This window comes from Halodesulfovibrio spirochaetisodalis, from assembly GCF_001672295.1.
GTDB lineage: Bacteria > Desulfobacterota > Desulfovibrionia > Desulfovibrionales > Desulfovibrionaceae > Halodesulfovibrio > Halodesulfovibrio spirochaetisodalis.
In genome coordinates this window covers 229,498-242,380 of record NZ_JXMS01000001.1, presented here as the reverse complement: position 1 = coordinate 242,380, position 12,883 = coordinate 229,498, and the positions used below count along the sequence as shown (strand labels likewise).

Genomic DNA, 12,883 nt, shown 5'->3' with positions numbered 1-12,883 from the left:
CTCTTACTCAGCAGCCAACACAAGGTCAACCCCGCTTCGATGGCTGACACCAACAACACCAATGTTTCCGTAAAAACAAAAATATATTTGTGAACACCATCTGCTATTATAGCAACCAGTTCAAAACACTAACGTATGCTAGTAATACTCTTTTAGTTCACTTACCACTGGCAATTATTGCTAATCTTTCAACTTGCCAGTCAACAAAGCAACTTTTCGAGTATAAAAGGCTTTATTAGCTTCAGGAACAGCTTCCTCAAGCTCCTTGTATAACATTAAAGACGTTTTCATATCTCCGCTTTGCTCTGCCATAAGTGCTAGTTGATGTTTGGCAGGAAGCACATAGGCTTCTGAGGCATCTGGAAGCATTGCCGTGAGCACTTCTTGTGCCTTCTTGTAATCGCCCATGCGGGCATACGCGTCAGCCTTACCCAGTCCTGCCAGATCATGCATTCCTTCCACATTCAAAGACTGCAGCTTACCCCATGCATCAACAGCTGAAGCATAGTCTTTGACACGCAAAGAGGCTTTGGCCAATGCCAGCAAACCTGCAGGTTGAACCTGTGCAGGTACAGTTGCAACAAACGTCTTCAATGCCTTCAACTGGGACTCTGTAGATGCACTTACTGCCAGCTCACCCAACCGTTCCTGCGCATGAGCAATTTTCTGTTCATGCATATAATTATAGATACCGAAACCTGCCATGGCTCCAACCAAAACAACCAGTCCAAGGGCAATAGCTTTGCTATGCCTAAGAACAAAATTAAGTAACGGTGCAGCTTCCTTTGAAATATTCTGCTGCAGAGAGTCTACCAGTAACGGGGAATGCGAGTCATTTTGCTTAACCATATTCACTCCTGAACTGTTCTCAGTATCTATTTGAAAAAACGCCTATTTTGTAATCCCATATGACGAAATTGTCAAAACCAATTCTATGCTATAACTTCTCAATGTATGTTGTTCATTATTTTCTGCGATATTATGCGCTTTGCCTGTCAGCGTTGAGTACCTTGCAGTTTGCGTATCAAAGAGGTATTTGTAGCAATTGTACAATATAGTATGCTTACATAAGCATAGGATGACCAGATTCTGACAATCCCTGTACTCCCGCAGTACAGAAATCACATACCACTCGGTAGGCCCCGTTAAACAGGCTTTTCCCGATATTCAGCCGGAGGACATATGGATACGTATCAACTGTTGGAAGACATGGGACAAAAAGCTTCTGCAGCTGCCAGAAAGCTCACAGCAGCAAGTCCGGAAATGAAAGCAAACGCACTCATGCGTCTTTCTGAACTTATTCTCGAAAAGCAGGCCGACATTGAGGCTGCCAATGCTATCGATATTGCAAAGGCAGAAGAAAAAGGCCTTGATGCCCCCCGTCTCAACCGGTTACGCCTCACTCCGCAAACCATTGCCGAGATGGCTGAAGCTTGTAAATTTATTGCCCAGATGGATGACCCCGTTGGTGCCATCGAAACACAGTGGCAGCGTCCAAATGGATTGCTTGTAGGAAAAATGCGCATTCCTCTTGGCGTGATTGCCATGATCTACGAATCCCGCCCTAACGTTACCATTGATTCCGGCATTCTTTGCCTGAAAGCCGGTAACGCAATTATCCTGCGCGGTGGCTCAGAGGCAATTAATTCCAACCTTGCGCTTGCGAAATTACTTCATGAAGCACTTGTGCATGCTGGTCTGCCAAAAGAAAGTGTACAGGTTGTACCAACAACAGACCGCGAAGCAATTGCCGCCATGTGCAAACTTGAACAACATATTGATGTAATTATTCCGCGCGGTGGTGAAACTCTCATCCGTAAAGTTGTTGAAATGGCAACAATGCCAGTGCTCAAGCACTATGAAGGTGTCTGTCATGCATTTATCGACAAAAGTGCAAATCTTGCTGAAGCGTTGGATATCGTTGCTAACGCAAAAACACAGCGTCCAGGTGTGTGTAATGCGCTGGAAGGCTTGCTTGTCCATAAAGACGTCGCAGAAGAATTTTTACCGATGGTCACAGCAGAACTCGGAGAAAAGCGTCAGGTTGAGTTTCGGGCATGCCCAACCTCTTTCCCTTTACTGGGAAAACATGCTGTTGCAATGACCGACTCAGATCCTGGTACCGAGTACCACGACTTGATCCTGCTGGTTAAGATTGTTGATTCCATGCAGGAAGCACAAGACTACATTGCCGCATATGGTTCCAACCATACTGAAATCATTTGTACTCAGGACTACAACCGTGCACTTGCATTTATGCGTGAAGTTGATGCGTCTTGCGTCGCAGTTAATGCATCCACCCGCTTCAATGACGGTGGGCAACTTGGACTGGGCGCAGAAATCGGTATCAGTACTTCTAAACTGCATTCCTATGGCCCTATGGGCGTAAAAGAACTGACCACCACCAAATTTGTTATCTTTGGTCAGGGACAAGTTCGCCAGTAGGCAACCTGAGACAAACTCAGTATACAAAACACAAAAGCCAAACTCGGAGCATGGTTATCAATATGCGCGAGTTTGGCTTTTTTACTATTTCATAATGAAATGCTTAGGTAGCATCATGTTGCAAACAAAACAGTACATCTCACCGTGTTTACAATATCAGTGTGCCTACAACTCCTTGTAGCAATGTACTGTCGAGTCGCCCTGACGCACTACAGACTCATACTGAACAGTTTTAGAAATATTTTTTTTGATATTCCGAAACAATACGTTATATGATGTATAATCGACCAGCAACATCCACTACCACACTGTCATGCAAATACTCACCAACTATTTGCAACTACTGTGAATTTGCATTTTTTTTCTTTGGCGCGCTATGTTATAGCGTGGTATACAGCAGACAACTGGTAACACATTCCAAACAACTTCTAACAAAACAAGCTGATTATGAAACGCATTGGAATTCTCGGTGGTACGTTTAACCCCACCCACATCATGCATATTCGGCCTGCGGTTGAGGTAGAAGAAACCTTCAATCTTGATCGTGTAGATTTTGTTCCGTGTGCGACACCACCGCACAAAACGGAAGCGGGTCTTTTGTCTTTTGAATTGCGCAACCGTATGATTCGCGCAGCAATCAATCGATACCCGAATTTTTCGGTAAATGAGCTTGAAGCAGAACGCTCAGGGCCGTCATACACATACGATACCCTGCAGCATTACAAAAAAAACGAGGGAGAGTGTGAGCTCTTCTTTATTATGGGTTCGATTGATCTGCCGACCCTTCCAGACTGGCACAAAGGTCTGGAGCTTATCGAGCACACAAATATTATTGTCCTTGCCCGTTCAGATGCAGATGTAGAGGAATTTAATACATTATGCCCACAGTACTGGCCGGAACTGGAACTGTTGCCGCCAGCTGAAAATGTTACAGCAGCCTACTCTATGGGAAGCAATTCTATATACTTCCTGCCGCAACCACGCATTGACGTATCAGCAACACTGATACGGGAACGCTGGATGCAAGATCGGGACATTTCCTATCTTGTGCCGGACAGTGTCCATAAGATCATGCACGACTATGCAGATATCATTACTGAATGCTGGGGAGAAAAGAGAATCTGTTCATAACAGAGGCAGTAAACGGATCAGGCAATTAGCTGCGTTTTTCCAGATACATTGCCTGATCTGCACGTTGCAATAAAACATCCGGAGTATCCCCGTCTTCCGGATACAACGCCACTCCAACACTCAAGCCCACACTAACAGCGTGCTGCGGACTAATTTGAATCGGAGCATCTGCTGCGGCATGTATCTTCTCTACAACCACTCCCACATCTGAGACTGATCGAACGTTCTCGAGAACAATACAAAATTCATCACCGCCAATACGGCCGAACACATCCCGCTCCCGAATATGGGTGCCTATCCGCTTAACGAGCTCTTTAATGACAATATCACCGCAATGGTGTCCATGTGTATCGTTCACATTCTTAAAGTCATTAAAGTCCAGATACAACACCGCAAAGTTAGTTCCTTCATAACGGGCACAAGCAAGAATAGAATTCAGCTTTTCATAAAAATAGCCACGGCTGTACACACCGGTTAAACAATCCCGGGTAGCCTTGTGCTGTAAATCTAATTCAGCCCTTCTGCGTTCTGTCACATCAGACAGAATCCCCTCCACGTACGGAACCTGATTCTTAGGATCAACGCTCCAATGGGCAGAAATTTCACCCCAGATAGGTGTTCCATCTCTGCGCAACAACTGCGCTGTAAACTTGGATTGACGCCCCACAGTCTGAACCTCACCCATGAGGTTTCTAAAATCGGCAACGCTTACAAAACGGTCTAAAAAATTATTTGAAAGTGACGATGCCGACCAATCCAGCACCTCAAATCCGAAAATTCTATTAAACGCTGGATTTGCCTCAATAATCCGTCCGGACTCTTCAATGCGGAACATGCCTTCTGCAGCATTGAGATACAGCGCACGATATTTTGCTTCAGCTTCACGCAATGCTGCCTCAGCCTGCAAATTTTCCTCCAGATTCGTCATTACACACAGCAGATTATTCCCTTCGGCAATCCTGCTCACAGAAAACCAGACAGGGACCATCTCTTCATGAACTGTAACGACATATCCTTGAAAATTCTGCTTTTCACTGACGTCCAGTCTACTACTTACTGCTTGCAGGCGCATCAATGTCTCGGAATCAAGCAACGTCTTAATATGCCTGCCCTCTAAGGGATCCGCAGCTCCTGCCAACTGACCCAAGTGCTCATTCGCAAAGTCAATACACCATTCCTCATTAAGCATAACAACGCTCTCAGGAATATTCTGAGCAATGAGCTTATACTTCTCAATGGCACAGGTGTGCTTTGCCTGCACGGAACTAAACTCCAGTGCAGAATTCACTGAGCACTCAAACACCTTTGAAGAACTAGAAAAAGAAATCCATGCAAAAATTTTTGCAGACTCAAAGTGAGCACAGACGATATCATCAAGCTTAGCTGCACAACAAATGACTGGAACAGTTAATGGCACTGTCCCATGCAAAATTTTGGATAAAAAGGTAACCGTGTCGGCATTATCTGCATTTACAACAAAAACAGAGTGCGGATTTTCCTTACACGCCAACCGCAACTCTTCTTCTGATGCCCCACACGAAACAATTTGATATTCTTCTTTGGCGAGATACTGCATGCTGCCCAGCACAGCCTCTGTATCATGCTCAAGAATCAAAAGACTTTTTTTTGTACTGCCTGTGACTGCCATGAAACATTCCCCATTATTCATTACTCTCACAAAAGCACCCCCACCCAGCAGCCGATTGAAACGACTACGAAAAAAACAGCTCAGTTATGAGCTGTACAGACCTCATCGGCCTAACTATGCATAGCATTACTATTTTGCAATGCACATCGCATACATTGCTCAATAAGCTTTTTACAAAATCAAGAAAACAGCGACAGCACGCTTTGCAGCACTCTGTCAGGATCAATGGAACGCATGCATATCTGTTCTTTATCACATACTTTTTTACCGTGAAGAGAGCAAGGTCTGCATTCTTCATCTGCTTCAAGCACAATATCGGACAACCCTTCAGGATAAAACCCCCAAGCCCTGTGGGTAGGTCCGAATAACGCAACAACTGGTGTCTGCACGCCACCTGCAAGGTGCATAGGCCCAGAGTCACCTGTTACAAGCGCACGCGAGGCATGAAGCACTGCACAGGTTTCGCGGATAGTTGTTTTTCCGGTCAAATCAGTTACCCCGTCCCCTTCAGGGACTGGGGAATCCCCAACACCGATAATGGCAACATGTAATCCAGCTTCAACCAGCTTGTCTGCAAGCACTTGCCAATAGTCATTGACCCACGCCTTATTAGGGTGTGTTGAAAACGGATGCAGTGCAACGACTGGTTTGTCTGCTGCAACCCGTTCACAAACAGATCTCCCCTGCTGAAGCTCTTCCTGAGTCAGGAATATTTGCGGCAACAATTCAAGCCGTGAAGGTGCCTCTTCTTCTACTGCAAGCGCATAACGCTGCGGCACATTGTATCGAAGAAGCTTTTCGCCTCCGAGTTTACCCTCTGTCTGAAGGAACAGTCTTCGCTGCAACGAAAACTTAGGGTACCTGCGAACTGCCCCTTTCCAGCACAATGCAAGAAATCTTGAACGCATGGTACCATGCAAATCCAGCAGACCCATTCCTTCATGCTCTTCAGCAAGTTGCTTGAAAAAAGTATATTCATTACTGGAACGCAACGCTTCTTTCCGTATGGATATGATACGGTCAATGGCTGGATGTCCCTCCAGTACAGGTGCCCACGGCTCCAAGGTAAGAAACGTGAATCGCCATCCATACTTTTTATGCAGATAGCTCAACACTCCGGTTGTGAGCACTACATCGCCAAGTGCACTCAACCTCATGACCAACCAATTATTCGGTACAATCATATATATACTCTGGATAAAATATCTTTACCGGAACGCGTTCCGATAACGCTATATTATAAATCAAGTTTAGGTAACGTTACCACGTCTTCATCAAACTCAATAACTTGATCAGTCAAATCAATCGGTGCCTGAGTTACGTCAGTTGTATCTTCAGGCATACTCTCTTCTGAAAACTCTTCAGACAGCTTTGCAGAGGTTGCAGAGGCATTCTCCACAGCTGCGACGAGAGTTTCTACCTCTGTAACAAACTCAGAACACGCTGTGCCTGCTTTGGTAAAAATGGAAGTAAGCGCCAATTCAATATTTTCCAACTGGCTCAATACCTGTGCTGCACGCTTTACAGTATCTTTGTCCGCTGTGGCAACAGAAGAATCACTCTGGGTTTCAAGAATATTAAGTGCATTGAAAACCTTATCCAATGCTCTGGAGCTGAGAGTCTTCCCGTTATCACTCGCTTCCGCAGCTGTGCGACACTTAGCAGAAAGACTCCGTATTTCCTCTACGATGGTTCCCATGGCAGTTGTGTCTGCCCCAACTCTTGCGGCTTCCACATTGACATTAATGGCCAGCGTCTCGAGATGGCGGGCTACATCTTCATAGCTGCGTACCTGCCAGCCCATGATCTTGGAGGCACGTTCTATTTCAGCAAAACTTGCTCGTATCTCTTCAAAAGAACTGCCGGATCGTGCGTTGCCGTTCAGCATGGAAGATACAGCTGTTGCCATTTCGTTAAAAGTATTACTGCCATGAAGCCCTGCAAAAGCCTGTTCACTTTGTGATGCAGCCTGTGACAATCCGTTTTCCAGTTTGCTGCCAGATTGCGAAAGCAACATCACTTTCTCTGCAACAGACGCAAGAGAGGTTGACGCATCATACACGCCAGTCTTTAATGCCTGCAGCATATCCGAGGCAGTTCCTGTGGCAGGAAGATTAACTGCCTGCAGACTCTCCCTGAGAGTTTGTTCCATCTTGCTGCGAGTAATTTCAGCTTCATTAACTGCGCGACTCAAAGCCGCCAGCCCAAGACGGTTTTGAGAGTCATCGACCATTTTGCCTTCGGCAATTTGCTTAAGCGCTTTTCGCTGCTCAAATTCTCTGCTCCAGACTTCGTGCAACGTAAGCTCTATTTGAGATGCACCCCGCAAATTATCTGACGACGGTGGTTCCTCACCGGCTGCTAAGCCTGAAACAATCTGACTAATTCGAGAAACAAAACCACCTGCTGAACGCAGAATGAGCACGTAAAATAACAATGCCACAATCACAGCACCCGCAATGATGACCACTCCGGGAAGAATGGACGATTCACGAACAAATGCCAGCGACTCACTCTGTGCCTCTGAAAGCTGCCTGATCGCAACGTTTACATTACTGAGCCCAGATGAAGTATCAGCAGTAAGTTCGCGTCCCCTGTTATACAGCTGCCCCAACTGGATAAAGTCGGCATTCAAATTCTTTGCAGCAACAATAACCCGATCCAACACAGGTTTATCCGCAGTGCTCAGACCTTTGCGCAATGCGCCTCCATTCCTCAGAAGACGCCCGGCATTTTCCTTTGCAGTGTCGTAATCATCTTTATGACTGGTGGCCTCCATCAAGCGCAACGCCACCTGTAAATTCTGCACGTTTTGCTGCATAGCCTTAAGACGTTCAGCACGTTTTTCATGAGCAGTCTGTGCCGATGCACTCAGCAGCGCTGATGGTTGGTCTGACAAAATTGCAGCTATCCGCTCAATATCCGATGCAATATTATCCACGTTCTCTTTTGAGAGTTCAAGATAACGATCAATTCCAGATTGCAACGTATTCATTGCTTCCATTTTTTCTTTATATGCCACGGTGGCAAGCTGGGCGCGACGAATTACGGCTGCTTCGTTTGTTCCCTTTGCAGGTCTGATCTTTCCAAGCTCTTTGGAAAGTTCTGTGCTCAGAGAAAGCAGAACATTATGATCTGCACCGGAGAGTGCAGTTTTATGTATCATTGCAATGCTGCTTTCCAGTCGTGAGAGCCGGACAAGCGCATCATAGTGTCTGGATAGTCGCTGTTCACCGTCTATGGCAAAAAAAACAAGGGCTCCCATGAAGCCTAATAAAAATACATAGCCGGTAACAAGCTTAAAACCTATTCGCATAAAAAACTCCGAAGATAAAAATGCATCGAGAGATTTGTACCCAAGTTCTCTAACTTCGGCAAATAGAAGGTTCCAGAGGATTTCAGGCTTCTCAACACAAAATCCCGCATATGATGGTTCTCATACACGGGATTTTAATGCTCGCATGCTTTTGGGTGCAGCATTCGAACAATAAGACTATTATCTTGTTACATTTATTCTACGGTTTCCATTTCTGTATTCATAACAGAAGTCAAATCTGAAAAGACACTCGTGTATTCAGAGCATGCAGCCACTTCGTACACATCCTGAAGCTTACGCATCTGACGCATCATTTGCTCCAATCGTCCGTCTTCGTTTACCAGCAGCCAAATACGGCTTGTAGCGCCGTCTGCCACAGGAAGACATAAGATTGCTTCAACGTTAAACGCACGGCGTGAAAACAACCCTGTAATATGAGCCATCACGCCTGCATGGTTTTTTACCAGAATATCCAGCACAGTACGCTTAGCCATTGCTGTCTCCTCCAATCATTACGCGGTTTGCTGCTCCCGGAGGAACCATAGGCAAAACCTTTTCGTCTCTGCTTACCGGCATATGGATAAGACAAGGGCCTTCTGTTGCCAGCGCCTGCCGTACAATCTCTTCGCTGCAGTCTTCAGCAAGGTCACACACGTGCCAGCCGAACCCGCGAAGTATTGTAACGTAATCCAATGCAACTGGATATTCACAGGAGAAGATATTACCTTCGAAGAACAGTTCCTGCTGCTGGTGCACAAGCCCAAGGCACTGGTTATTGAACAGGATAACAGTAATGTTCACATTATGCTCAACGGCTGTTGCAAGCTCTTGAATATTCATAAGCAAACTACCGTCACCGCTAAAACACAGCACCTTTTTATCCGGTGCAGCAAGTGCTGCCCCGATGGCAACAGGTAAACCAAACCCCATTGTGCCTAATCCGCCTGAAGTCAGCCACTGGCGGCCGCCTGTAAACGGGTAGCTCTGCGCTGTCCACATCTGATGCTTTCCAACATCAGTTGTTACGATTGCTGAGTCATCTGCAATCTCACCCACAAGACGGATGAATTTTTGCGGAGACTCAAAACCGCTCTCCATAGGGGCATGTTGAGGAAAAGCCGCTTTAAGCGCGCCAAGATATTCATTCCACTCTTTTCGTGGCTTAGAATCAATTTTTGGAAGCAATTTTGAAAAAACGTCCTTAATATCTCCCAGAATACCAAGACTTGCAGAACGCAACTTGTCCAATTCGCAATGATCAATATCGATATGGATGACTTTTGCATTAGGACAAAACTCATTCACTTTTCCGGTTGCCCGATCATCGAACCGAACTCCGGCAGCAACAATCAAATCACAACCTTCCATTGCCATGTTTGTGTAGCGCTCAGCATGCATACCCAGCATACCGATATTCAACTCATGATCACGGGGAATAACACTCAATCCCATTAACGTCATGGTTACAGGCATAGAAGCAGTTTCTGCCATTTCTTTACAAAGTGCATCTGCCTGTGCAGCTACAACACCGCCACCGACCCACAGAACAGGGCGGGATGCGCTGTTGATCATCTGTGCAGCTTTTTCTATGTCACTTTGCGCCACAACCGGAGGTGCATCAGCACTTGCAGGTAACGGAAACGCGTCAACTGCAATTTCTTCAACCTGTACATCCCGTGGAATGTCTACGAGCACCGGCCCCGGTCTGCAAGACATGGCAATCCTGAACGCTTCAGGAATTACCGTAAGTAAATCCTGTGCGGAGCGGACAAGAAAGTTATGCTTTGTAATGGGGATAGACATACCGTAGGTGTCTACTTCCTGAAAAGCGTCTGTACCGATAAGTGGAGTCGGCACCTGCCCTGTAATACATACCAGTGGTACAGAGTCCAGCTTTGCATCTGCAATTGCTGTTACCAGATTGGTAGCACCGGGGCCTGATGTCGCCAGACACACGGCAGGCTTTCCGGTAGTTCGCGCCATACCTTGCGCAATAAAGCCTGCCCCTTGCTCATGCCGTGCAAGGATATGCGTTATGGTTTCACTACGAGATAACGCATCATACAACGGCAGGTTTGTTCCACCCGGAATACCTGCTATTGTGGTAATCCCCTGCCGTTCCAAAAGACGAACGGTACATTCAGCGCCGGTCATTTTTTGCATTTTTTTGCCTGCTCTGATCCATAGTTACATTACCGGCGGATAGTTCTGGATCATAAAAAAATCCGCCGGGCCGAAGCGCTAGCGGAGTCTTTTCAGTAAGTATGTAAAACCCGTTACAACGCTACGACGTTTCTCACGACGTTGACGACGACAATAATAATAGAGACTAGCAGTGCGCTGCCAGCCACGATTACAGAAATTGTCGAAGTTGCGTTGTACATATTGCTCTCTATAGTTTTACAAACTTGTTAATAGTGGTGATACGCCCATCCTTTTCTACTGTCAACACGTATAGATTTTATTCAGCAAATTAAGGATGTTGAGCAGTCAAACAATACCTAGTCATTTTCATTAGACACAAAAAAAGGTTCAGAATTACTTCTGAACCTTTTAATCGTCTTGGTAGCGGGGACAGGATTTGAACCTGCGGCCTTCGGGTTATGAGCCCGACGAGCTACCGAGCTGCTCCACCCCGCGTCATCGTGAGAAAGTATCTATGCCCTTCTTGGACATCCGTCAACAAGAATAAAAATTATTTTTACCTTTTCATACGATACAAAAAAAGAGGCTCAGAATTACTACTGAACCTCGAACTTTCTTGGTAGCGGGGACAGGATTTGAACCTGCGGCCTTCGGGTTATGAGCCCGACGAGCTACCGAGCTGCTCCACCCCGCGCCATCGTAGATATCTGCCAGTCTCGGGGACTGGTCTATACCAAGATACTCTCCAGAATACACTAAAGACGTATCGTATATGTTCTGGTTATCCACCATCAGCAAACAATGTTGCACGGTAGGATAATGGCAGGGGTAGAGAGATTCGAACTCCCAACATCCGGTTTTGGAGACCGGCGTTCTAGCCGTTGGAACTATACCCCTGCATCGATAATATTGGTAGCGGGGACAGGATTTGAACCTGCGACCTTCGGGTTATGAGCCCGACGAGCTACCGAGCTGCTCCACCCCGCGTCATCGTTTATGTTCTTCTGATATGTCTGTTCTGGCGAGCAGTCATATTTTGAAGCCATAAAAAAAGATTCAGAACCTACCTGAATCTATATATTTCAGTGTGCCATTTACACCAGCCTCAGTATGGTACAAAATAAAGAGTCTATACTGAAAAAAGAAATGGCAGGGGTAGAGAGATTCGAACTCCCAACATCCGGTTTTGGAGACCGGCGTTCTAGCCGTTGGAACTATACCCCTGTATCGATTTTATTGGTAGCGGGGACAGGATTTGAACCTGCGGCCTTCGGGTTATGAGCCCGACGAGCTACCGAGCTGCTCCACCCCGCGTCATCGTGAGAGAGCTTCTATGCCTATTCGCTCCCACTGTCAACCTGCGTTTGCAATTAATTTTATTTTTTACGCAATTAAACAATACCATCAAACTGCCATGCGGAATATGTTATCTGCGTATTTACAAGCAGCACCAATGGCCTTATACCATGCCCATGACAAATATTAATTCCTTATCTATAGTTGTACCAGTGTTCAACGAAGAAGATAACATCCCGTTACTCTTCGGTGAAATAAAAAAAGCGCTCTCTCCGATCGACAAAGAATGGCAAGTAATTTTTGTTGATGACGGAAGTTCTGACAACAGCCTTAAGGTAATTCACACATTATGCGAAGAACACCCTGAAGCAAAATACCTTGCTTTTGAACACAACTGCGGACAGTCCGCAGCCTTCAAAGCAGGCTTTGATGCTGCTGAAACAGACGTAGTCATCACCATTGATGCTGACCTGCAAAATGATCCGGCCGACATTCCGGCACTTCTTCGTGAGTACGAGCAGGGATACACAATGGTTATCGGCTGGCGTCATAAGCGTCAGGACACATTGCAGAAAAAAGTTGCATCCAAAATCGGAAACGCAATTCGTAACAAATTGAGCCGCGAAACCGTAAAAGATACTGGTTGCTCGCTGAAAGTCATGAATACAGAAATGGTTCAGCAAATCCCAATGCTCACCGGTATGCACCGCTTTCTCCCTACTCTCATGAAAATGCAGGGCGCTACTGTATCTGAAGTACCGGTAAACCACAGACATCGCCAGCATGGTGAGTCCAAGTACGGCATTCTCGACAGAGCTAAAGCGACTATCCTCGACCTGCTTGCAATCCGCTGGATGCAGAGCCGTCATTTCCGCTACTCTATTAAAGACCGTAACGTATAA

Annotated in this window: 9 protein-coding genes and 6 tRNA genes; 3 read left to right on the top strand and 12 right to left on the bottom strand. The window is 46.0% G+C overall.

Annotated elements, in window-relative coordinates; all coding sequences use genetic code 11:
• Nucleotides 1-180: 180 nt before the first annotated feature.
• Nucleotides 181-849, bottom strand: coding sequence for a tetratricopeptide repeat protein (locus SP90_RS01155; protein ID WP_066851713.1), 669 nt, complete (start codon nt 847-849; stop codon nt 181-183).
• Between the two features lie 333 nt (nt 850-1,182).
• Between SP90_RS01155 and SP90_RS01150 the strand changes: the two genes are divergently transcribed.
• Both SP90_RS01150 and nadD read left to right on the top strand, forming a co-directional pair.
• Nucleotides 1,183-2,445, top strand: a complete 1,263-nt coding sequence (locus tag SP90_RS01150; protein ID WP_066851711.1) for a glutamate-5-semialdehyde dehydrogenase — start codon at nt 1,183-1,185, stop codon at nt 2,443-2,445.
• A gap of 447 nt (nt 2,446-2,892) precedes the next feature.
• Complete coding sequence (nadD, locus tag SP90_RS01145; protein ID WP_066851709.1) at nt 2,893-3,576, top strand: nicotinate-nucleotide adenylyltransferase; 684 nt, start codon at nt 2,893-2,895, stop codon at nt 3,574-3,576.
• A gap of 25 nt (nt 3,577-3,601) precedes the next feature.
• Here nadD and SP90_RS01140 read toward each other — a convergent pair whose 3' ends face one another.
• The 11 genes from SP90_RS01140 to SP90_RS01090 form a co-directional block, all read right to left on the bottom strand.
• Nucleotides 3,602-5,224 (bottom strand): sensor domain-containing diguanylate cyclase, encoded by a 1,623-nt coding sequence (locus SP90_RS01140; protein WP_066851704.1) that lies wholly within the window; start codon nt 5,222-5,224, stop codon nt 3,602-3,604.
• A gap of 179 nt (nt 5,225-5,403) precedes the next feature.
• Nucleotides 5,404-6,408 (bottom strand): glycosyltransferase family 9 protein, encoded by a 1,005-nt coding sequence (locus SP90_RS01135; protein ID WP_066851703.1) that lies wholly within the window; start codon nt 6,406-6,408, stop codon nt 5,404-5,406.
• Nucleotides 6,409-6,461: 53 nt separating this feature from the next.
• Nucleotides 6,462-8,540, bottom strand: a complete 2,079-nt coding sequence (locus SP90_RS01130) for a hypothetical protein (RefSeq protein ID WP_066851702.1) — start codon at nt 8,538-8,540, stop codon at nt 6,462-6,464.
• Nucleotides 8,541-8,734: 194 nt separating this feature from the next.
• The gene (gene ilvN, locus SP90_RS01125) at nt 8,735-9,034 is read right to left on the bottom strand and encodes an acetolactate synthase small subunit (protein WP_066851701.1); all 300 of its coding nucleotides are present in this window, start codon (nt 9,032-9,034) and stop codon (nt 8,735-8,737) included.
• Nucleotides 9,027-10,703: an acetolactate synthase large subunit gene (ilvB, locus tag SP90_RS01120; RefSeq protein ID WP_066851694.1), complete on the bottom strand. Its 1,677-nt coding sequence runs from the start codon at nt 10,701-10,703 to the stop codon at nt 9,027-9,029. The genes ilvN and ilvB overlap by 8 nt, the downstream gene beginning before the upstream one ends.
• 400 nt (nt 10,704-11,103) lie before the next feature.
• A tRNA-Met gene (locus SP90_RS01115) sits at nt 11,104-11,180 on the bottom strand.
• Between the two features lie 122 nt (nt 11,181-11,302).
• A tRNA-Met gene (locus SP90_RS01110) sits at nt 11,303-11,379 on the bottom strand.
• A gap of 126 nt (nt 11,380-11,505) precedes the next feature.
• Nucleotides 11,506-11,582: transfer RNA gene (locus tag SP90_RS01105), tRNA-Trp, on the bottom strand.
• Nucleotides 11,583-11,595: 13 nt separating this feature from the next.
• Nucleotides 11,596-11,672 (bottom strand) — tRNA-Met (locus SP90_RS01100).
• A 160-nt stretch (nt 11,673-11,832) separates the two neighbouring features.
• A tRNA-Trp gene (locus SP90_RS01095) sits at nt 11,833-11,909 on the bottom strand.
• 13 nt (nt 11,910-11,922) lie between these two features.
• Nucleotides 11,923-11,999 (bottom strand) — tRNA-Met (locus tag SP90_RS01090).
• Nucleotides 12,000-12,157: 158 nt separating this feature from the next.
• Here SP90_RS01090 and SP90_RS01085 point away from each other — a divergent pair.
• Entirely contained in the window at nt 12,158-12,883 is a 726-nt protein-coding gene (locus tag SP90_RS01085) for a glycosyltransferase family 2 protein (RefSeq protein ID WP_066851692.1), read from the top strand.

Excerpts from the sequence above, each read along its gene's own strand:
- SP90_RS01155 (WP_066851713.1), bottom strand. The coding sequence starts at position 849 with ATGGTTAAGCAAAATGACTCGCATTCCCCGTTACTGGTAGACTCTCTG.
- SP90_RS01150 (WP_066851711.1), top strand. The coding sequence starts at position 1,183 with ATGGATACGTATCAACTGTTGGAAGACATGGGACAAAAAGCTTCTGCA.
- nadD (WP_066851709.1), top strand. The coding sequence starts at position 2,893 with ATGAAACGCATTGGAATTCTCGGTGGTACGTTTAACCCCACCCACATC.
- SP90_RS01140 (WP_066851704.1), bottom strand. The coding sequence starts at position 5,224 with ATGGCAGTCACAGGCAGTACAAAAAAAAGTCTTTTGATTCTTGAGCAT.
- SP90_RS01135 (WP_066851703.1), bottom strand. The coding sequence starts at position 6,408 with ATGATTGTACCGAATAATTGGTTGGTCATGAGGTTGAGTGCACTTGGC.
- SP90_RS01130 (WP_066851702.1), bottom strand. The coding sequence starts at position 8,540 with ATGCGAATAGGTTTTAAGCTTGTTACCGGCTATGTATTTTTATTAGGC.
- ilvN (WP_066851701.1), bottom strand. The coding sequence starts at position 9,034 with ATGGCTAAGCGTACTGTGCTGGATATTCTGGTAAAAAACCATGCAGGC.
- ilvB (WP_066851694.1), bottom strand. The coding sequence starts at position 10,703 with ATGCAAAAAATGACCGGCGCTGAATGTACCGTTCGTCTTTTGGAACGG.
- SP90_RS01085 (WP_066851692.1), top strand. The coding sequence starts at position 12,158 with ATGACAAATATTAATTCCTTATCTATAGTTGTACCAGTGTTCAACGAA.